The organism is Collinsella sp. AF31-11 (assembly GCF_003475605.1).
In the GTDB taxonomy this organism is placed as follows: Bacteria; Actinomycetota; Coriobacteriia; order Coriobacteriales; family Coriobacteriaceae; genus Collinsella.
Genome location: NZ_QRQS01000003.1, coordinates 159,880 through 180,041, shown reverse-complemented (window position 1 = coordinate 180,041; position 20,162 = coordinate 159,880). Strand labels below are relative to the sequence as shown.

Here is a 20,162-nt window from a genome sequence, read left to right as displayed (position 1 = left end):
CTCAGGGAGGGGCCGCGCATGGCGCAGGAACACGATCTGTTTGATGACATTATCGAGATCAGCAAGGGTTTCGACTTTCTTAAAAACCCGCTTGGCGGTGTGGCCGATGCACTCGATCCGTCGGCACCGCAGTGGAATCCCGCCGACTACAAGGAGCGTCCGCGCGGCAACACCATTCCGTGCCTGACCTGCAAAAACGAAAAGAGCGGCTGTACCGCGTGCATGGACGTGTGCCCGGTCAACGCTATCGAGGTCGAGGAAGACGCCATCGAGATCCTCGACTCCTGTCGCAAGTGCGGCCTGTGCGCCGCTGCCTGTCCGACCGAGGCGATCATCTCGCCGCGCCTGGCGCCTAAAAACCTGTATGACGACATTGTCTCGGCGGCCACGAGCCACGAGACCGCCTACGTCACCTGCACGCGCGCCCTTAAGCGCATGCCGCGCGAAAACGAAGTCGTCGTTGCCTGCGTGGGCGATATTACGGCCGAGACCTGGTTCTCGGTACTGGCGGACTATCCCAACGTGAGCGTGTACCTGCCGTTGGGCGTGTGCGATAAATGCCGCAACATCGGCGGTGAGGACATTCTGGGCGAGGCGATTGCGAAGGCCGAGGAGTGGTCTGGCACGGGTATGGGCCTGGAGGTCGACCCCAAGAGTCTCAAATGCCATAAGCGCCGCGAGTATGAGCGCAAAGAGTACATGGAAAAGATTGCCCGCACCACGGGCTTGACCGTGACCAAGCTCAACCCGGCAACGGCGGCACTGGCATCGGTGACGCAGAAGCTGAAGGCTCACCGTCACCAAATTACCCAGCTTGAGCGCACGCTCAACACCATGTGCGGCACCACGACGACTAAACGTCGCCGTTCGCTCACCCATGGGCGTCAGCTGGTGCTCTCGACGTTGCAGAATCACCCCGAACTTGCCCAGAATATGCAGGTGAGTACGCCGGAGTGCGATTTTGACAGGTGCACGTCGTGTGGCGAGTGCGTCAACGTGTGCCCCACGTTTGCCTGCGATCTGGTGGGAAGCGGCCGCTTTGCGCTGGAGTCAACGTATTGCCTGGGCTGCGGCGCCTGCGTCAAGGTTTGCCCCGAGCATGCGCTCAAGCTTGTTGAGCACGATGCGTCCAATTTGGTTGTCGTCGATCCCGAAGCCGAGGAAAAGGCCGCCCAGAAGGCCAAGGCCCACGAAGAGGCCGAGAAGGTCAAGGCTGAGGCAAAGGCCAAGCTCGATAAGATGCTCGATCAGGTGGAAAAGTTCGCAGACTAGTCAGCGACCCCTATCTCTGCTTCATTTGCGCCGCCGCGGTGTCCGGATTCGCCCGGATGCTGCGGCGGCGCTATACTTATGAAGTTTGAAGTACCTGTACCAAAAGGAGCTGTCGTGTCCCTTTCCATCGGTATCGTGGGCCTGCCCAACGTGGGCAAGTCGACGCTGTTCACCGCGCTTACCAAAAAGACCGGCCTTGCCGCCAACTACCCGTTTGCCACGATCGACCCCAACGTGGGTATCGTCGATGTGCCCGATAGCCGCCTGCAAAAGCTCGCCGACATTGTCAACCCGGGTCGCATTGTGCCGGCTACGGTCGAGTTCGTCGACATCGCAGGTCTGGTGAAGGGCGCTAACGAGGGCGAGGGTCTGGGCAACCAGTTCTTGGCAAACATCCGCGAGACCGACGCCATCTGCGAGGTCGTGCGCTACTTTAAGGATCCCAACGTCATGCGTGAGGTGGGCCGCACCGGCGAGTTCGTCGATCCCGCCGGCGATGCCGACACCATCATGACCGAGCTCATCCTGGCCGACATGGGCACGCTCGAGAAGCAGCTGCCCAAGCTCGAGAAGGAGGCCAAGCGCGACAAGGAGCTCATGCCCAAGTTTGAGGTCGCCAAGCGCCTGCTCGCCTGGCTCAACGAGGGTAAGCGCGCTGCGTCTATGGAGATGACCGACGAGGAGCGCGCCGCTGCCAAGGGCCTGTTCCTGCTCACCATGAAGCCCATCCTGTATGTGGCCAACGTGGACGAGGATATGCTCAACGACGACCTGGCGCCCATCGATGGTGTCAAGCCACTGCCCATCTGCGCCAAGATCGAGGCTGAGCTTTCCGAGCTCGATCCCGAGGATGCGGCCGACTACCTGGAGAGCTTGGGCCTGGAGCAGCCCGGTCTGGACGTGCTCGCGCAGGCCGCCTACAAGCTGCTTGGCCTGCAGTCGTTCTTTACGGCTGGCGAGATGGAGGTCAAGGCCTGGACGGTGCGTCAGGGCGCGACCGCCCCGCAGGCCGCCGGTGTCATCCACACCGACTTTGAGCGCGGCTTTATTAAGGCCGAGGTCATTGGTTACGACGACTACATCGAGCTCGGTGGCGAGCAGGGCGCCAAGGCTGCCGGCAAGCTGCGTATTGAGGGCAAGGACTATGTCATGGCCGATGGCGACGTCGTGCACTTCCGCTTTAACGTGTAAGGACGACGCGCATGTTTAAATATGGCAAAAAAGCCGGCTACATGGGTATTGCACTGCTCGTACTTGCGGTGATTCCGCTGGTGGTTGCAGCGTGTGTTATCCCCAACATCGGTCCCGAGGTAGCGACGAAGTTTAACGCGGCCGGCGAGGTGACGCGCTGGGGTAAGAGCTACGAGCTGCTGGCACTGCCGGTGCTCAACCTGCTGCTGAGCGTGGCGACGTACTTTACGGCGGGACGCCAGGCTAAAAACAATGATGACTCCGCCGCCATGGCGCGCATCGTGTGCGAGCGCTACCTGCGCAACGGTTGCATCACGGGTGTGTTCCTCAACGTGATCAACGTTTACTTTATGTACTCGGCGATTACCGGAACAGGCTTTGGCTTTGGTTTCTAGCTTGTCCTTTTAGGCAACGAGCCTGCACGCATATTCAATGGCTGCTGCGAGGCCGCCGCTCGATCGTGGTTTGAAGACCATGTCGGCGGCGGCCTCGTTTTCGTATCCGGCGCCGCGCAAGGTTAGGGAGACGGAGGCTTCTAGGAGCAGGGGGAGTCCTTGCGGGGTGGTGGCAATAACGGCGGTCCGGTCGAGCGCACAGCCGTGCTCTTGGCATAGACGTGCGAGGTCGCCTTGCTTTGGACTGGAAAGCGGTGCCGTGGGGACACGGCTCGTTAGCAGCGCAAGTGCCGTGCGCTCGTCGAGCGTAAGCTGGTCGGCTTCGATAACGACAAGAGCAATCGGTGTATCGTGCCGACGGCAATCTGCACGCTGTACGTAAATCGAAGAACCCGACATAGAAAACTCCTGTGTATTCGGCAAAACGTAAACTATAGTTTACGTTTATGTTCGGCTCCATTTCAAACTCGTCTGCATGGACGAACGTGCTAAACAGATTCTTGGCAGGCGGGTCGAAGAGACGCGCAGGGACCTTGGTATCTCCAAGGTCGATTTTTGTGTGGCAGCAGGAATCAGCCGCCCCTATCTCGACAGAATCGAAGATGGAACGGCAAATTTCACGCTCAAGGTTCTATTTAAGATCGCGCCCGCCCTTGGCATGACGGTGTCAGAGCTTCTCGAGGGTATCGAATAGGGGATACCCGTCGACAGCTGAATTACGCCATCGGGATGCGATCGTGGTTGACTTGGCTGTAAAACAGGCGCTGGATCTCGGCGGCATCGCGTGACTGACCGAGTGCCCACATGGTCTTGGCCACGAGCGTCTCGGTGGTCATGTCGTCGCCGCGCAGAATGCCCGGATGATCGGCGTAAGCACGGCCGACCTCGTAAACACCCAGGTCAAGGCCCTCTTCGGGGACTTGCGTGGTCATAACGACGGTGCGGCCCGAATCGACCCAGCGGAAAATTGCCTCTTGGAACGACTCGCCGGACTCGCCGAACTCGGGGATGCCGCCAATGCCAAAGGTCTCCAGAATCACGGCGTCGTAGCTATCGGCCAGAGCGTCCAGAACGCCAGGGTTCACGCCGGGCGTGAGCTTGAGTACAAATACGCGTGGGTCGATGTGGTCGTAGAAGCGCACCGGGTTTTCGCCTCGATGCGTGCCGTGAAGCCCGCTGCGCACGATACGGTCGTTGCGGATATAGGCGATGGGCGGATAGTTGACGCTAATGAACGCGTTAAAGCTCATGGTGCGCTGCTTACGGGCGCGTGTGCCGGCAATGGCGACGCCGCCAAACACGATCGAGACGTCATGCGAATGCTCGTCGAGCGCATAGAGCAGGCTCTGGTACAGGTTGAGCTTGGCGTCGGTAAAGGGATTGCCCATGGGCTTTTGCGAGCCGGTGAGCACGATGGGCTTAGGGCTGTCCTGGATCAAGTAGGAGAGCGCCGCGGCCGTGTAGCTCATAGTGTCGGTGCCGTGCAGAATCACGAAGCCGTCGTGGTCGGCATAACCCTCGACGATGACGTCGCGGATACGCATCCAGTCACTGGGGCGCATATTGGTGCTGTCAATGTTCATGGGCTGCACGACGTCGAGCTCGCAGAGCCCCGAGATCTCGGGGACGCTCTGGGCGAGCTCCTCACCGGTCAGGGCGGGGGAGAGGCCGTTGCCGTCCTCGGTCGATGCGATGGTGCCGCCCGTGGCGATGAGAAGGATGCGCTTCATGCTGGTATTCCTATCGTATTTGCCGCCGCAGAGGCGGAGTCGTTCGGCAGTATTGTGGCACAGGGCGTCCAATGTTCAAACGTATTACATCATCTGTAACGTTTAGTATCACTCCAATTGCCGTCAAATAGGGCCCCGGTCGTGCGTTTGCCGTGCGCTGATGGCTGCGAGGGACGAGAAACCCCATATAACGTGTACACTATGAAAGTTATTTTCGTTCATTCACGCGGGTGGGCACCGGCTCCCCGCCAACAAGAGGGGGAAACCATGGATCAAAAGGCTTCCGCAAAGGTCCTCGTACTCGACTTTGGTGCGCAGTACGGTCAGCTCATTGCCCGTCGCGTCCGCGACCTCAACGTGTATTCCGAGATCGTTCCCTGCGACATCTCGGCCGATGAGATTCGCGAGATGAACGCCTCTGCGCTCATCCTTTCTGGCGGCCCGGCCTCCGTGTACGCCGAGGACGCTCCGTCCATCGATCCCGCCATCTTTGACCTGGGCCTTCCCGTCCTGGGCTTTTGCTACGGCCATCAGATCACGGCCGTGACGCTCGGCGGCAAGGTCGGCCACTCCGAGGTGGGCGAGTACGGCCGCGCCACCATCGCTCGCACGGCCGGTGCCAAGCTCTTTAACTCCACGCCCATGGAGCAGACCGTGTGGATGAGCCATCGCGATGCCGTGTCCGAGGTGCCCGAGGGCTTTACCGTTACCGCCAGCACCGACGTGTGCCCGGTTGCCGCCATGGAGTGCGTCGAGCGCAAGATTTTCACCACGCAGTTCCACCCCGAGGTCAAGCACTCCGAGTACGGTCAGCAGCTGCTGAGCAACTTCTTGTTTGAGATCTGCGGCCTGGAGCCCAACTGGAGCATGGACAACCTGGTCGAGACCATGACGGCCGAGTTCCGCGAGAAGGTCGGCGACGACCGCGTGATTCTGGCCCTGTCCGGTGGCGTCGACTCCTCCGTCGTGGCTGCGCTGGGCGCTCGCGCCGTGGGCAAGCAGATGACCTGCGTGTTCATCAACCACGGTCTGCTGCGCAAGGGCGAGCCCGAGCAGGTGGAGGAGGTCTTCACCAAACAGTTCGACGTCGACTTTATCCACGTCCACGCCGAGGACCGTTATGCCGAGCTTCTGGCCGGCGTGACCGAGCCCGAGGAGAAGCGCCGCATCATCGGCACGCAGTTCTGGAAAGAGTTCTTCGCGGTTGCTCAGCAGCTCGAGTGCGATGGCAAGCCGGTCAAGTATCTGGCTCAGGGCACCATCTACCCCGACATCATCGAGTCCGGCGCTCGTAAGACGGGCGGCAAGACGGCCACCATCAAGAGCCATCACAACCTGATCCCGTTCCCCGAGGGCGTGCACTTCGACCTTATCGAGCCGCTCGATCACTTCTTTAAGGACGAGGTCCGTGCGCTTGGTCTGGCGCTCGGTCTGCCGGGCCACATTGTGTTCCGTCAGCCTTTCCCGGGCCCGGGTCTGGCCATCCGCATCATCGGTGCGGTCGACAAGGAGAAGCTCGAGATTCTCAAGAATGCCGACGCCATCGTGCGCGAGGAGCTCGATGCTTACAACCAGCGTCTGTTTGAGCAGACCGGTGAGCGCAACTCCGAGCACAGCTGCTGGCAGTATTTCGCGGTCCTGCCCGACATCAAGTCCGTCGGCGTTATGGGTGACGAGCGCACTTATCAGCGCCCAATCATCCTGCGCGCCGTCGAGTCCAGCGATGCCATGACCGCCGACTGGGCCAAGCTGCCCTACGACGTCCTGGCCCGCATCTCCGGCCGCATCGTGGCCGAGGTTCCCGGCGCCAACCGCGTGTGCTACGACATCACGTCCAAGCCGCCCGCGACCATCGAGTGGGAGTGACCGTTAAAACGGCTCAAACCCGCATGAATACAGGGTTTTTGACCTGTCACTTTGCCTTGTGATACTGGATTGATACTATTCGTTTCAACCCGGCCACACAAGAGAATGATTGCAAAGGGCAAGCAAGCCGCCCTGCTGAACGACAAATTCAGCAGGGCGGCTTCGCTTGTCCTATTTTTCTTTTTTCCAGGGAAAGGAGTGTTGATTTGAAAAGAACGATCAGCGCAATGGTGGGGCAAGGTTCGGTAAGCCACAACAGCAGGAAGTTCAACGCCAAGAACACCGACCCGGAACGCTCCCATTTGAATATAACCTACTGCCAGGAAAATATCAAGGCAGTTTTTCGTGAGATGTTTGACGAGGCCCTCAAGCGGTACAACGACAAGCAGACCAGGGCAGACCGCAGGATTGAGAACTACTATGAGAAGATACGTTCCAGCAAGCAGGAGAAGCCGTTCCATGAAATCATTCTGCAAGTGGGCAATAAGGACGACATGTGCGCCGACAGCGAGGACGGCCAGCTTGCGGCGACGGTGCTGGACGAGTATATGAGGGGCTTTCAAGAGCGCAACCCCCAGCTTCGGGTGTTCTCGGCTCATCTCCACATGGACGAGGCCACGCCCCATCTGCACATCGACTTTGTACCGTTCACCACCGGCAGCAAGCGGGGCCTGGATACCAGGGTATCACTCAAACAGGCGCTAGCGGCCCAGGGTTTCAAGGGAGGCACCAGAGGGGACACAGAGTGGAGCCAGTGGGTACGCTCTGAAAAGGAGCAGCTTGCCGCCGTGATGGAGCGTCACGGGATAGAGTGGGAGGACAAGGGCACCCACGACCAGCACTTGTCTGTGCTGGACTACAAAAAGGAGCAGAGGGCCAAGGAGATTGCCCAACTGGATAAGGTAAAGGCCAAGAAGCAAAAAGAGGTGGCGGGACAGGAACAGCGGTTGAAGGAATTGGCCCCGGCAGTAAAGAACATGGAGCGGTTGGCGGCGGAGTTTTCGGCAGACCCGGAGGAAGTCTTACCAGAGCCGGGGCCGCTGGAATCGGCCAGGGCCTACCGGGAGAAAAAGGCCAAGCCTTTATGGGCAAAGATCGTCAAGGTGCTGCGCTCGGTCTACCGGGCCTATCTCGACCTCAAATCCAAATTTGAGCGGCTACAAGCGGACTATGGCCGGGAGGTCAGCAAAAACAGTTCTTTGTCAGAAAGGATTTACGAGGTCTGCGCCGAGAGAGACAGTCTAAAGGGAAAGGTCAGGGACTACGAGCGGGTCAGGCGAGCCATTGGCCCGGAACAGGCGGACAGGATATTAGAGGCCGCTTACCAGCAGGAGCAGGCTGAAAAGGAACGGAAACGGGCCGCAAGGCAAAAAACAAGGGTAGGTGTGCGATAATCACCAAAAATGGAGGGTGTTCCAGTGAATGCCCTCCAGTTTTATTTGGGGAATCGGGTAAAATAATTTCTTGTTTTTTAGAGCGTACTATGATATATTGCTATTATCCTGATTTGAGGAGTCTATCAAATATGCGGCAAGGTATTCTTAAATAAAATTTGATAATGGGCGCAAAAATGATTGCCCCTTGCAGGGGCTTGGTTTTTGTACCCAATTTTAAGAATACTTTTGCCTTTTTAGTAAATATCGTGACGGACCGCGGCTTATGTAAGTCGTGTATGTTTCTGTGTGTCCGAAGTCATGATCCCCAGCGGTAAAAGTATTAGCCGCTGGGGATTTTTGCGCCCATTCGGGCCTTGTATGGAGGATAGACATGAACATTATCAATATCGGGATTCTTGCCCATGTAGACGCTGGAAAGACGACCTTGACGGAGAGTCTGCTATATGCCAGTGGAGCCATTTCAGAACCAGGGAGCGTCGAAAAAGGGACAACGAGGACGGACACCATGCTGTTGGAGCGGCAGCGTGGGATTACCATTCAAGCGGCAGTCACTTCCTTCCAGTGGCACAGATGTAAAGTTAACATTGTGGATACGCCCGGCCACATGGATTTTTTGGCGGAGGTGTACCGCTCTTTGGCTGTTTTAGATGGGGCCATCTTGGTGATCTCCGCGAAAGATGGCGTGCAGGCCCAGACCCGTATTCTGTTCCATGCCCTGCGGAAAATGAACATTCCCACCGTTATCTTTATCAACAAGATCGACCAGGCTGGCGTTGATTTGCAGAGCGTGGTTCAGTCTGTTCGGGATAAGCTCTCCGCCGATATTATCATCAAGCAGACGGTGTCGCTGTCCCCGGAAATAGTCCTGGAGGAAAATACCGACATAGAAGCATGGGATGCGGTCATCGAAAATAACGATGCATTATTGGAAAAGTATATCGCAGGAGAACCAATCAGCCAGGAAAAACTTGCGCGGGAGGAACAGCGGCGGGTTCAAGAAGCCTCCCTGTTTCCGGTCTATCATGGCAGCGCCAAAAAGGGCCTTGGCATTCAACCGTTGATGGATGCGGTGACAGGACTGTTCCAACCGATTGGGGAACAGGGGAGCGCCACCCTATGCGGCAGCGTTTTCAAGGTTGAGTACACCGATTGCGGCCAGCGGCGTGTCTATCTGCGGCTATACAGCGGAACGCTGCGCCTGCGGGATACGGTGGCCCTGGCCGGGAGAGAAAAGCTGAAAATCACAGAGATGCGTATTCCATCCAAAGGGGAAATTGTTCGGACAGACACCGCTTATCCGGGCGAAATTGTTATCCTTCCCAGCGACAGCGTGAGGTTAAACGATGTATTAGGGGATCAAACCCGGCTCCCTCGTAAAAGGTGGCGCGAGGCCCCCCTCCCCATGCTGCGGACGACGATTGCGCCGAAAACGGCAGCGCAAAGAGAACGGCTGCTGGACGCTCTTACGCAACTTGCGGATACTGACCCGCTTTTGCGCTGCGAAGTGGATTCCATCACCCATGAGATCATTCTTTCTTTTTTGGGCCGGGTGCAGTTGGAGGTCGTTTCCGCTTTGCTGTCGGAAAAATACAAGATTGAAACAGTGGTAAAGGAACCCACCCTCATTTATATGGAGCGGCCGCTCAAAGCAGCCAGCCACACCATCCATATCGAGGTGCCGCCCAACCCGTTTTGGGCATCTATCGGACTGTCTGTTACACCACTCCCGCTTGGCTCCGGCGTACAATACGAGAGCCGGGTTTCGCTGGGATACTTGAACCAGAGTTTTCAAAACGCTGTCAGGGATGGTATCCGTTACGGGCTGGAGCAGGGCTTGTTCGGCTGGAACGTAACGGACTGTAAGATTTGCTTTGAATACGGGCTTTATTACAGTCCAGTCAGCACGCCGGCGGACTTCCGCTCATTGGCCCCGATTGTATTGGAACAGGCATTGAAGGAATCGGGGACGCAGCTGCTGGAACCTTATCTCTCCTTCACCCTCTATGCGCCCCAGGAATACCTTTCCAGGGCTTATCATGATGCACCGAAATACTGTGCCACCATCGAAACGGCCCAGGTAAAAAAGGATGAAGTTGTCTTTACTGGCGAAATTCCCGCCCGCTATATACAGGCATACCGTACTGATCTGGCCTTTTACACCAACGGGCGGAGCGTATGTCTTACAGAACTGAAAGGGTATCAGGCCGCTGTCGGCGAGCCGGTCATCCAGCCCCGCCGTCCAAACAGCCGCCTGGACAAGGTGCGCCATATGTTCAGTAAGATTACTTGATACACCACAGCAAAGAAGGTTACAGAATTATGTAGAGCTCCACATAATTCTGTTGCATTTTCCAGCCTCTTGTGATACTATTTTGATACTAAGAAAATTGACAGCCGAAAATAGCAGGTAAAATATTAGCAAATTTGCGAATATTTTACCTGTAAATTCAAGAGAAATACTTCCTCATATACTTGAATTTGTCGAGTGGGAGTAGGACGACAGGGTTCTGACCTGCGATTTTGAGTGCCGCACTATGCCGCTGAGTTTCGTTTCGTACGAGAGTCATGACAAAGCCACCAGCGACGGAGATGAGTAAAAGCGATTAAAGAGCCTCCGTTCCCTGCGTTGGGACGGAGGCTCTTTCTTTGCCGTTTTACTCCCTTGTCTCCGTTCGGGGATTATTTCTTGCTCATTTAGGGCTATTCGCGCTGAAAGATTTTGACTAGCTTGGTGTCCTTTATTTCGTAGACAATGTCTGCGACGTTCTCGACCAGCCTCTTATCGTGGGAGACGAACACTATCGTTCCGGCATAGGCGCTCATCATCTGCTCGAGGGCTTCGGCGCTCTTGATGTCCAGGTAATTTCCAGGCTCGTCCATGAGCAAGATGTTGTATCTGCCCAGCAGCATCTTCGCGAGTAGCAGCTTGATGACTTCGCCTCCCGAGAGAACGCCAACGTCCTTTGTCAGGTCGCGCGGTCCGATTCCCATAGAGGCGAGGATGCCTCGAATTTCGGTCATGCTGTACTCGCAACCATCCTGCATGAACGAGATCGCAGACTGACGGGCGTCGAACTTGTAGCCTGTTTGCTCGAAGTAACCGATCTCTGCCTTGGGAGAGATGTTGATACCGTCGGCGCGTCGAGCGATTGCCTTCAGCAGGCTGGTCTTTCCTGTACCGTTGCCACCGGTGATGGCCACTTTGGCACCGAGCGGTATCTCGAATTTCGCGTGGTCATAGAGCATGCAGTTGCCGAAGCTCAAGCTGAAATCGTCTGCCGAGATGGGAAATTTACTATGCAGTTCCAGGGCCTTGCTCTGGCGGAACCGCACGGCGCGAATGCTATCTGGGGCCTCAATCCCTTCGAGCGCTTCGAGGCGCTTCTCCATGTCCTTAGCCGCCTGGTACATCCTCTTCTGTTTGGTGCCGGTTGCTTTCTGATACCCCAATCGACCTGCATACTCGTTGCTTTTTTTCGCAGCCTTCCGCTTGGCGTCGACCTGCCGTGCTTTTTTCCGTTGTTTTTCGATGGCGGCTTCGAGGCGATCGCGCTCGCGCATCGCCTCTTCGTATCGAGTCGCCTGAGCTTTGCGCTCTTCTTCTTTCTGTCGCAGATAGTCGGAGTAGTCACCCCAGAATTCGGAAATACCGCCGTCTTTGAGCTCCCAGATCTTGTCTACCACCTGGTCGAGAAAATGACGGTCATGGCTCACGATGAGCAGAGCCCCATCAAATGCCTTGAGTTGTCCGACGAGAAGGCGGATGCCGTCTTGGTCGAGGTGGCTCGTAGGCTCGTCGGCGAAGATCGCGCTTGCATGCTGGGAGAGTGCAGAGGCAATCTTGGCGCGTGTTTCCTCCCCGCCGCTCATCGTCTCCTGCGCCACTCCGGCGACGTTGAGACGGGAGAGCATCTCACCACTGTCCTGAGCCGCATCAAGGTCGAGTTCATCGAGTTGGCCGATGAGGGCAATGCTGCCGAAGCGCCTGACGTCGGCGTCCGCAATGGTAAGATTGCCGCTCAGAATTTTAAGCAGGCTGGTTTTGCCTGCGCCATTGTCTCCCACCAAGCCGATGCGATCGTAGGAGTAGATTTCCAACTCTTCGATATCCAGGATATCGCGGCCGGCATATTCCAAAAAGATGTCTTTAGCTTTGACTATGAGTTCCATAGGTTGAACCGCCTTTTGTGTATTAGCCTTTTACTGGAAGCGCAGCTATGCCAAAAAAGATTGCTCACGTCGATTTTTCGCCTTTGCCCAATTGCCGGCGCGAGCGTTTTGACCTTGCGCAAGCCGGCAAATCCGAAAATGATAGTTGGCGACGAATAAGGAGCGCGATGTGGGATGTCGGCGCAATACCTCGTCGTCGCAAGGGCTTGAAGGCTGACGCGTGAACCGATGGCTGCCGCCTCTTTTTTTCGAATACTTGGGCTATTGAATCCGCCCGGTATCTCTTTTCCCCACGTTTCGGACGCTCGGAGCAAGCAGCATAGCCATCGCAAGCAGTACCATGGTCGCTCCAGAGCCGACGAACCATAACGGAGCTCCAAGCAGATCCGCAAAAACGGAGGGGGCCGCGAGGCCCATGGGCATGGCCCACGCCATGATGGTTCCGTAGAGGCCGAAAACGCGGCCTAGGTACTCAGGAGGTATCTGCTCCTGCATAAGGGCAGTCTGGGTTCCCGCGTACAACGGGGAGCATGCGCCCATAAGAAAGCTCGCCGGTAGGAAAACGGCGAACAGCGACGGGCCGAGCAATCCGGATGCGATTGCGACGACGCCGAAGCCGGCGATCGCGGCGACCATGGTGAGCGACTTATTGCGGAACCCTCCCGTGGCCGCCAAAATGCCGGACCCAGCCAGCATGCCTGCGGAGAAAAGGACCTCCACCAAAGCAGCATCCCCCGTGCTACCGCCAAAATGTCCCAAGGTCATTATTGGGAACAATGCCGCGAGTGGGGAGAACGCGAAAGCGAAGACGAACCCGCACCAAAGAAGGGCGAACAGCCCCCTGTATCCCCTGATCAGCTTGTAGCCGTCCGAAATCTCAGAGAAAAGTTCTCGAACTTTATTGGAAAAGGACGAGCTGCGGTCGGCTTCGTCGAGTCCTCCTGCGTCTATCTGAGCGGCGAGGACAGCTAGAGAAGCGAAAAGCGCCCCCAGCACGTCGAGGGCAATCATGGCGGTAATGCCCGCCACAGGATAAATCACTGCCGCGAGCGCGGCGCCAAGAATGTATCCGGCGGACTGAATCGCCTGCATCACTCCCGACAGGCGAACGAGATGCTCTGGCGGGGCGAGATGGGGCGTGAGGGATTGGGAGGCCGGCGTGTAGAACGAAGTGCCAGCTGCGCGGAGAAACAGGGCGATGAGTATTGACCACGCAGGTAAGCTGCCGGCCAACGAGGCAATCGCCAAGGCGGCGCCCACCGCGGCAACGAAGAGGTCGGCGCCGATGAGAACACGTTTCAAAGGCAGCCTGTCGACAACGGCGCCCGCAAGGACTCCGAACAAAGCAATCGGCAGAAAGCCTGCTAACGATGCCAGGGAGAGGAGGGAAGATGATTCTGTCGTGAGGGCGATATGCCAAATGAGACCCATTTGGAGAATCAAGCTCGTCAATGTCGACACGAGCTCCCCGCCCCATACGAAACAAATCTTAAATTGCCATGAATGGCACAGCGAAACAGACCTGCGCCGAGAGGTTTCAAATATCATGGTTATGTCCAATCGTGAAATGGCGTGCAGAAAAACAGCGCGACGCCACAACAGCGCCGCTTTCTAGGCGCTCATCCACGTGCGGAAAAGACCAACCACGACACCCCTCCTTTGTTAATTCGGTCTGGCAAACCATGTAATATTAACGAGGCTTGAGTTTGCCTGTCAAGAATCGACCATCGGAAAGGGCAATCCTCTCTGGCCATTCGATTCCTTTTGTATCTTTGGTTGCATAGGTGACCCGCCAGGGCTATTACGCGTGGAAGAGGCGCCTGCCGAGCTGGCCGATGAGGCGCTGAAGATGGCCCTGGTCAGGCGAAACGATCCCAAGGGATGCGTACATCATTCGGATAGTAAGAATGTTGCCAGCAGGTTTTGCGGCAACCGCAAAGGAGCCGTATCCTGCAGCTGGAATCACGTTGCAGCATCCTGACCCGCATTCCGATTGGCGGACGGCCCGCTTCGGCATCCTGACCAGCACAGCGATCGAGCCTTGTCATTCCTTGGATATGCCGGTTGCTCGGGGCGGTCCCGACGGAGGCCCTCGCCTCCCCGGTCCGTGACCCAAGAAGGGCAAGCATGCTGATCTGCATGGCTGGTTCCTCCTTTATGTAGACGACCATGCAAAGAAGGGACAACCGAGGAGGCAGGTTACTGATGCGGGCTCCCGCACGCCCATGACTACCCGACGGGCTGTTTTTCATCTCCGATGCCCGCATTGCAGCATGAACGAATGTGCCTCGACATCTCTGCTGGCATGGTACGACTGGGATCGCACCTCGACGCATCCTTGCGCATACTGCCTTCCAAGTTTCGAAACCGGGAAGGAAAGTGTATGTGAGCGACGATATCGGCGCCGATTCGACGCTCGAGAGGGAGATTGCGCCGATTCTATCCATCGGGGATGCATTCCCGAAGATTCTCATCACTCGCACGAGGCATGAGCCCCATACCCGGGAGGGCGTGCTCGTGCTGAATTTCGCGAGGTGGCTGCTTGGCGGGTAGGGTTCTGAACGTCGCATTGGGATATCGCGCGACAGGGCACGCAGGGCTGTTTGTGCCCGCACGGGAAACGCCGTCGCCATGCGGGCGGCCTGTCGTGTCCGATTAGCCTTTTGCTAAACAGGCTTACGCCAACTCATGGGCAAGCCACCTGAGACTATTCACTTTGCTTATCGTTGACAAAGACCTGTGGCCTGCGGTTTTGTGAACGGCTCGTAAGCCACCCGCGTCGACTCACTTACTGTTGAAGCTGGTGGTTTGCAGGCTCAAAGGCGGTTGAGTTTCAAAACGGGCGTTTTTCGGCGATATCGAGCCTCCAAAGGCGGCTCTCCGTGCCCCTTGGGACAAAAATAAAAACTCAATACTCTGAGTTTGAAAATGGTTTTTGAAGTTGTCCCAGCTTTTGTCCCCGAAGCCGATGAAACGCGACGTCGCGTCATTCAGCGGCACTCACTTCGAGATGCCGCCGAAAACTGGGTGCAACTGGAGTGACGAGACGGCAAAACTATAACCACCGAGTGGGAATAAGCGATATTCGTTGATTTCAAGCCTCCGAACTGCGACAACAGGTCGGAGGCTTCTTATTTTGCAACCTCTGTGCAACCTTTGCGGTTTCGCGCCCCGTGAACAGGGAGCGTAGCACTGTTCACGTCTGAGCCGATGTCGGCATCGATCATTGCCCGCGCTGCTTCTGCTTGCGCTTCAGCTTCCGCTGCTCGAAGCACGTCGCCCGGAGTTCCCCGCCAGAGGAGAGCTGACCGTTCCTTGCGAAACCGCGAGACCAGCTATATCCGCTTGCTGCGGGCTTGCTTGAGCCAGTTCCTCTTGAAAGGGCCTATACCTCCGAAGAACTTGTTGTACGTCTCACCGTTCTCCTTGGCTTCGTACTTGACCAAGGCAAGTTCGATAGCGCAGAGGTAATCCGCCACTTGCTCGAGGCGGTAGTCGGTCATCGAGGTCTTGCGGCGTCGGACGACCCCTTTTGAGAGGATTTTGCCCACCGAGCGGTCGAGCGCCTGCTTGACAATGTCCTGACCGTTGTCGTAATAGACCTTCACATCGTCGAAGGACTGGAAGAAGCCCAGGTGTTCAATCATGGCGGAGGAGATGTCGCGCCCCATGCGCTCCATTAGCCTTGCCGGGTCTTCGAACTGGCTGCGGCGGTAGACGAACGTGATATAGGAAATGGGAAGTTTGCGGACGAACGAGGAGAAGTAGGCGAGCATCACCTTGCGCTGCTCGATGTTAAGAAACTCATAATCCTTGCGCCCGTTCATGAGGGGCTCGGAGTGGAACGGGATATTGGGGAGGTCGGCCCTGGCGAGTTTTGACTCATAGCCCGTGACCGCTTCGGCGATACTGTCTGCCTGATCGTGAAAGACGAGTGTGAGCAGGTAGTAGCGAGCTTTGCCGCCGCGGTCGCCGCTCTCGTCGACAAAGATGCTGAGCTCCTTGGCCAATGGGGACTCCTAATGGAATGGATAAAAAAATAGCCGGGGGACTCCCCCGGCACTTGGAGGTAGCTCAATGAGCCACCAACAACCTTATAGCATGCGCTGACAGTGAATACAAGAGGGGAGCGGGATGAAGCTGCTGTTGATAGTGCCCCTGAAATAGATTTGCAGCTTCTTCAAGATTACGGAACACGAGAATTGATCGTCGGAGCTGGCTTGCGATAACAACCCGAAGCTTGCCTTTGTCTGTCCGAACCTGATTCAGAGGCGCAGTGACACCATCCACGAAGGCGTGCCTGAGCTCCTTTCGTCTCGAGGCTCCCTCACGTGCCCGGCCGCGGGCGGCTCCCGGGGCGGTCGCCGCCGTCATTTCCGGCCGCTCCTCGACTCGATGTAGGCGTCCACGGACGCCCTCGAAACCAGGAGCTTCCTGCCGAGCCTGTACGAGTCGATCTCCCCCGACCAGATGAGGTCGTACGTCTTGTTTCGGCCCGCCCTCATGTACTCCTGCATCTCGATCACCGTCATCCATTCGTCGCGATTCTGGTCGTCCTTGGGCGCGGCGCATTCAACTGTGCGTGCCATGGTTCCTCCAATCTTCCCGTGCGGCACCGCGCGAGGACACCGCACGACACCGTGTGCCTTTTCGTCTGCGCGACGATTGAACCGGCTGATGGCGATTAGTGAGCACGGCGCGAGTGGAGATGGGTCGAGGTGGGTCGAGCTGGTCGGGCCTCCACGAAACGGCCATGAGCCGCGTGCCTTAGCCGCGAACCGGCTATAGCTCGGAACTCTCTTAGCACGGACTCCCTGATTGCCTTCTGCGAAATTTGATCCTCTGGCTGGTCGACGATATAAATGCCGTCTCCCATGCTGTTGTCGGCCATGAGGGCGAAATACATCTGCGCGTTATATCCCTGCGAGAGCTCATCGTAGGCGTCATCGCTGTTAGCGCCGGGCGATTTTAGCCGCTAATAGTCAACCGATTTTGACCAATCCCGGTCACCGAATAATGGCCACCGTGCCTCCCCGCCGCCACTACGCTGGTGGCGCCAACACGCCGCCCTCGACAGGCTGCTCGACAAGGCGTCGGTGTTCGTGATGCGGGGCCCGAGCTACCGCGGCAGGGGGCTCGACACGTACTCGGTGGAGGCCGTCCCCCAGGCGGTGAAGGTGAGGGGGATCCAGCCCGAGGGGATGTAGGAATGCGATAGGAAAGTCATAGATGCGGGCGTGTTGGCCAAAATGGGTCGGCCGGGATTGGTCAATCTCGGCCGACTATATTTGGCTAAATTTTTCCGACACTAACATCGCCCTCGCGAATGATTGATTTAGCGGGTTTTAGCTTTGCGTCGAGCGCATTTTCAAACTTAGAGGTGAGCACCGACAGGGGAGCTTCCTCGTCATCTGGGTAATTGTTGATGGCATCGATGACGGTCTCGTAGCTAGAAGTGAGGGTATCGATGGACTTGCTCTTTCCGATCAGGCCGTCGATAAGTGAAGCGAGTAATTTCGGCGTGATTTCACTGACCCCAAGCTGCAAACAAATTGCAGCTCCCCAACAGGATTCGTCCTTGGATCAATTGGCGTGGACTCAAAATCAAAAGCGAAGTCTCGTAGACGCTGCTCGCACATAACGGCCCTTGCTATTGAATTGCCGATACGGTCTATTGAACGCCGGTACTCACCTTGGGCCTTTTGTGCGTCACCGACAATTTGGCTTTGGGCGGTTTCGCGCTTAGTAACAGCCTCTTCGACTTTGTTGGCGATGCGGGCATCAAGGTTGATTCTATTAACAACCGCTTGATGACGTTTTATGATACGCGCGAGCGCATCTAGAGTATGCTTTCCAAATAGCAGAGCAAATCTTCTTTCACAAGCGGTTCACAGTGACTAAGAATACAATACTTGCAATCTGTTGATTGAATCATACACATCAAAGATTTTAACTTGTCCTTGTCCATATATCCATCATTAAAGAAATCCTCACTGGTAGAATCCCCTAAAAAAAGAACTTTTTCTTCCGGTACATAAACACAAACAGTATCTTCTGAATGCGGCGAAACCGTATGAAAAATCTGAGCAGTGATGCCACCTAAGTCCAAGGTTAACTTATCGGAAAAAGATACATCAGACAGCACAATGGTCAGTTTATCCTGTCCGTAATATTCTTTCCTAAAATGAACATCTTCTTTTTTCAGGATTTCGATATAGCTGGGGTCCACTGCCTGTTTCTGCTGGTCTTTGAGAAACCCGTTTGTCCTGTCGTGGGCAATACTGATTCCATTGATGGCGTGCATCCCAAAGGTGTGGTCATAATGCCAGTGTGTGATAACCGTAAAATCCGGCTTGTTAAAATGTTCCACTTCAATTGCCCTGTAAAAATCCTGAACATGAGAAGCCGAATATCCGGCGTCGACTGCCAGAGAGAATTTATCTCCTTTGAGATAGGCTAATATTGGTCTGTCCACTTCGGGATCATGTTCTAAAAAATAGATTCGGTTGGTTAATTGATTCAATCCCATTTTTTGTCCCACCTTTCGGGCAATAAGTCTTTTAATGTAACTTCTCTGCCGTTATCAATGGCAACAATCGCATTTTCGTTTTCTATGTCTAACTGTGAAATCAATTCTCTGCATCTCCCACAAGGCGGCAGGATGCTGCCATCTTCATAGACAGCTACAATTTTTTTGATCTTCGTTTCCCCGTTCTTCAACATCTCAGCAATAGCTGCCTGTTCTGCACACATACCAATAGAACAGGGCACATCAATACATATGCCTGTATAAACAGCACCGCTTACCGTTTCCAAAGCACAAGCCACATGGCCCGCCTTCCCATTTTTCTTTAATTTAATGGGATTGATTGTATCTGTGGCAATATCATATAAATCTCTCATCATTACCTCTTTATTTGTGGTTTATTATGTTGTAAGTTGTTTCAATATTTAAGTATTTATATATCTATTCCTCCGCTTGTTCCATCATCTTTTTTTGCCAGTACTTGAAACTGCTTGGTGGTTTCCTCGTTGAATCTGGCCGATTGGAGTCGTCTCATTGCCTGTAGCTCTTCGAGCCCAATCGCGAAATAGCTGCCTCCAATGCGGCTTTATAGCCCTCTGATACTGCTTCGTAATTTCGGAAAAAGGCGGAATCGCTTTCGCAATTCCGCCCCGCGAACCTGAGGGTTTCTAACTGGAGCCTATTATGCAGCTAAGTGACATCTATCAACCCTCCGCGCGTGACAGACCCCATTGTCGGTAAACGCTCCGCCAAGGGCTGATTGCCTCTCTAGACGAGCTTCTTGCGCGTCTCCTTCAGTATGCCCTTCTTGAAATCGGACCATTTGCCGAAGAACTTCTCGTCCGTCGCGGTGGCCGCATGCTCCGTGTATTTGATCGCCGTGAGCTCCATGGTGCAGATGTAGTCTGCCGCCTGCGAAAGCCGGTACTCGGAGGGCTGCGCCGACCGGTAGACGACGGCGTCCTTCGACAGCGCGTACTCGACCGCGCGATGGAGGGACTCGGCGATGGAGTGCCGGCCGTTGTCGTAGTAGACCTTGACCATATCGTAGGATTGCAGCTCCGCGAGGTTGTCGAACAGGAAGTTCACGAGGTCCCTCCGCATCGTCCCCGCGAGCTTGTCGAGCGAGGCGAACTGTTTGGTCGCGTATGCGAAGGTATGGTACTTCACGGGCATGTGGCGGAAGAAGACTCGGAACGAGCCGAGCAGCATCTTGCGCGTTCTCAGGTCGAGTCCGGAGTACTGGTCCTTGCCGTTCATGAGCGGCGACGCATGGAAGGGTATGTCCGGGAGCCCCTTGGCGCGAAGGGCGCCCTCGTATGCCGCGATCGAATCCGCGATGCTCTCGGATTGGTCGTGCATGACGATGGTAAGCAGGTAGTGGCGGTCGGAGAGGCCGTCGCTTCCCGACTCGTCGACGAAGATGCTGAGTTCTCGCATTGTTTTCCTGAATAAGAAAAAAGCCGGGGAAAACGTCCCCGGCACTTGGAAGCCTTCCTAACGGAAAACCAATTACCTTATATCATGTACTGCCTGAAAATTCAAGGGAGCTCGAAGCGTTGACGGCGTAAAGTTGATGGGAGCTCAGATTCTCCTATCCAGGTTCGCCATGCCC

18 protein-coding genes are annotated in these 20,162 nt (G+C 55.9%); 8 read left to right on the top strand and 10 right to left on the bottom strand.

Annotation, left to right across the window (positions count from 1 at the left end; all coding sequences use genetic code 11):
* Nucleotides 1-18: 18 nt before the first annotated feature.
* From DWZ22_RS02840 to DWZ22_RS02830, 3 genes are all read left to right on the top strand, one after another.
* On the top strand, nt 19-1,272 hold the full coding sequence (locus DWZ22_RS02840; RefSeq protein WP_118405361.1) for a 4Fe-4S binding protein: 1,254 nt from the start codon (nt 19-21) through the stop codon (nt 1,270-1,272).
* Between the two features lie 114 nt (nt 1,273-1,386).
* The gene (gene ychF / locus DWZ22_RS02835) at nt 1,387-2,463 is read left to right on the top strand and encodes a redox-regulated ATPase YchF (protein ID WP_035136922.1); all 1,077 of its coding nucleotides are present in this window, start codon (nt 1,387-1,389) and stop codon (nt 2,461-2,463) included.
* Between the two features lie 11 nt (nt 2,464-2,474).
* Nucleotides 2,475-2,858 carry a DUF1648 domain-containing protein gene (locus DWZ22_RS02830; RefSeq protein WP_089572786.1) on the top strand — a complete coding sequence of 128 codons (384 nt, stop codon included), beginning with the start codon at nt 2,475-2,477 and terminating at the stop codon, nt 2,856-2,858.
* 9 nt (nt 2,859-2,867) lie between these two features.
* Here DWZ22_RS02830 and DWZ22_RS02825 read toward each other — a convergent pair whose 3' ends face one another.
* The gene (locus tag DWZ22_RS02825; RefSeq protein WP_118405360.1) at nt 2,868-3,257 is read right to left on the bottom strand and encodes a hypothetical protein; all 390 of its coding nucleotides are present in this window, start codon (nt 3,255-3,257) and stop codon (nt 2,868-2,870) included.
* 76 nt (nt 3,258-3,333) lie between these two features.
* Here DWZ22_RS02825 and DWZ22_RS02820 point away from each other — a divergent pair, with 76 nt between their 5' ends.
* Complete coding sequence (locus DWZ22_RS02820; RefSeq protein WP_099432713.1) at nt 3,334-3,552, top strand: helix-turn-helix domain-containing protein; 219 nt, start codon at nt 3,334-3,336, stop codon at nt 3,550-3,552.
* Between the two features lie 22 nt (nt 3,553-3,574).
* On the opposite strand, the gene DWZ22_RS02815 is transcribed toward DWZ22_RS02820, so the two are convergent.
* Nucleotides 3,575-4,588 carry an asparaginase gene (locus DWZ22_RS02815; protein ID WP_117743800.1) on the bottom strand — a complete coding sequence of 338 codons (1,014 nt, stop codon included), beginning with the start codon at nt 4,586-4,588 and terminating at the stop codon, nt 3,575-3,577.
* Between the two features lie 267 nt (nt 4,589-4,855).
* Between DWZ22_RS02815 and guaA the strand changes: the two genes are divergently transcribed.
* From guaA to tet(W), 3 genes are all read left to right on the top strand, one after another.
* Complete coding sequence (guaA, locus tag DWZ22_RS02810) at nt 4,856-6,454, top strand: glutamine-hydrolyzing GMP synthase (RefSeq protein ID WP_118267642.1); 1,599 nt, start codon at nt 4,856-4,858, stop codon at nt 6,452-6,454.
* Between the two features lie 206 nt (nt 6,455-6,660).
* Nucleotides 6,661-7,848, top strand: coding sequence for a plasmid recombination protein (locus DWZ22_RS02805; protein ID WP_233541788.1), 1,188 nt, complete (start codon nt 6,661-6,663; stop codon nt 7,846-7,848).
* Nucleotides 7,849-8,221: 373 nt separating this feature from the next.
* Nucleotides 8,222-10,141, top strand: coding sequence for a tetracycline resistance ribosomal protection protein Tet(W) (gene tet(W) / locus DWZ22_RS02800; protein WP_066305045.1), 1,920 nt, complete (start codon nt 8,222-8,224; stop codon nt 10,139-10,141).
* A gap of 410 nt (nt 10,142-10,551) precedes the next feature.
* Here the strand turns inward: tet(W) and abc-f are convergent, their stop codons facing one another.
* Nucleotides 10,552-12,021 (bottom strand): ribosomal protection-like ABC-F family protein, encoded by a 1,470-nt coding sequence (gene abc-f, locus DWZ22_RS02795; protein ID WP_118405359.1) that lies wholly within the window; start codon nt 12,019-12,021, stop codon nt 10,552-10,554.
* Nucleotides 12,022-12,282: 261 nt separating this feature from the next.
* Nucleotides 12,283-13,569 (bottom strand): MFS transporter, encoded by a 1,287-nt coding sequence (locus DWZ22_RS02790; protein ID WP_118405358.1) that lies wholly within the window; start codon nt 13,567-13,569, stop codon nt 12,283-12,285.
* A gap of 837 nt (nt 13,570-14,406) precedes the next feature.
* Here DWZ22_RS02790 and DWZ22_RS02785 point away from each other — a divergent pair.
* Entirely contained in the window at nt 14,407-14,574 is a 168-nt protein-coding gene (locus tag DWZ22_RS02785) for a hypothetical protein (RefSeq protein ID WP_157966984.1), read from the top strand.
* Between the two features lie 782 nt (nt 14,575-15,356).
* Here DWZ22_RS02785 and DWZ22_RS02780 read toward each other — a convergent pair.
* The 6 genes from DWZ22_RS02780 to DWZ22_RS02745 form a co-directional block, all read right to left on the bottom strand.
* Nucleotides 15,357-16,031, bottom strand: coding sequence for a DUF3800 domain-containing protein (locus tag DWZ22_RS02780; RefSeq protein ID WP_118405357.1), 675 nt, complete (start codon nt 16,029-16,031; stop codon nt 15,357-15,359).
* A 360-nt stretch (nt 16,032-16,391) separates the two neighbouring features.
* A complete protein-coding gene (locus tag DWZ22_RS02775) occupies nt 16,392-16,610 on the bottom strand; it encodes a helix-turn-helix domain-containing protein (RefSeq protein ID WP_118405356.1) in 219 nt (72 codons plus the stop codon).
* Between the two features lie 703 nt (nt 16,611-17,313).
* Nucleotides 17,314-17,568, bottom strand: a complete 255-nt coding sequence (locus tag DWZ22_RS02760; RefSeq protein ID WP_118405354.1) for a hypothetical protein — start codon at nt 17,566-17,568, stop codon at nt 17,314-17,316.
* A gap of 292 nt (nt 17,569-17,860) precedes the next feature.
* Nucleotides 17,861-18,550, bottom strand: a complete 690-nt coding sequence (locus DWZ22_RS02755) for an MBL fold metallo-hydrolase (protein WP_117794796.1) — start codon at nt 18,548-18,550, stop codon at nt 17,861-17,863.
* Entirely contained in the window at nt 18,541-18,924 is a 384-nt protein-coding gene (locus tag DWZ22_RS02750) for a cytidine deaminase (protein WP_117794797.1), read from the bottom strand. The genes DWZ22_RS02755 and DWZ22_RS02750 overlap by 10 nt, the downstream gene beginning before the upstream one ends.
* Before the next feature lie 391 nt (nt 18,925-19,315).
* Complete coding sequence (locus DWZ22_RS02745) at nt 19,316-19,987, bottom strand: DUF3800 domain-containing protein (protein WP_117794838.1); 672 nt, start codon at nt 19,985-19,987, stop codon at nt 19,316-19,318.
* Nucleotides 19,988-20,162 lie beyond the last annotated feature (175 nt).

What these genes read in the sequence shown, in the direction of transcription:
- DWZ22_RS02755 (WP_117794796.1), bottom strand. Translation starts at nt 18,550, where the DNA reads ATGGGATTGAATCAATTAACCAACCGAATCTATTTTTTAGAACATGAT.
- DWZ22_RS02825 (WP_118405360.1), bottom strand. Translation starts at nt 3,257, where the DNA reads ATGTCGGGTTCTTCGATTTACGTACAGCGTGCAGATTGCCGTCGGCAC.
- DWZ22_RS02815 (WP_117743800.1), bottom strand. Translation starts at nt 4,588, where the DNA reads ATGAAGCGCATCCTTCTCATCGCCACGGGCGGCACCATCGCATCGACC.
- DWZ22_RS02840 (WP_118405361.1), top strand. Translation starts at nt 19, where the DNA reads ATGGCGCAGGAACACGATCTGTTTGATGACATTATCGAGATCAGCAAG.
- DWZ22_RS02750 (WP_117794797.1), bottom strand. Translation starts at nt 18,924, where the DNA reads ATGAGAGATTTATATGATATTGCCACAGATACAATCAATCCCATTAAA.
- DWZ22_RS02745 (WP_117794838.1), bottom strand. Translation starts at nt 19,987, where the DNA reads ATGCGAGAACTCAGCATCTTCGTCGACGAGTCGGGAAGCGACGGCCTC.
- DWZ22_RS02775 (WP_118405356.1), bottom strand. Translation starts at nt 16,610, where the DNA reads ATGGCACGCACAGTTGAATGCGCCGCGCCCAAGGACGACCAGAATCGC.
- guaA (WP_118267642.1), top strand. Translation starts at nt 4,856, where the DNA reads ATGGATCAAAAGGCTTCCGCAAAGGTCCTCGTACTCGACTTTGGTGCG.
- abc-f (WP_118405359.1), bottom strand. Translation starts at nt 12,021, where the DNA reads ATGGAACTCATAGTCAAAGCTAAAGACATCTTTTTGGAATATGCCGGC.
- DWZ22_RS02790 (WP_118405358.1), bottom strand. Translation starts at nt 13,569, where the DNA reads ATGATATTTGAAACCTCTCGGCGCAGGTCTGTTTCGCTGTGCCATTCA.
- DWZ22_RS02820 (WP_099432713.1), top strand. Translation starts at nt 3,334, where the DNA reads ATGGACGAACGTGCTAAACAGATTCTTGGCAGGCGGGTCGAAGAGACG.
- DWZ22_RS02830 (WP_089572786.1), top strand. Translation starts at nt 2,475, where the DNA reads ATGTTTAAATATGGCAAAAAAGCCGGCTACATGGGTATTGCACTGCTC.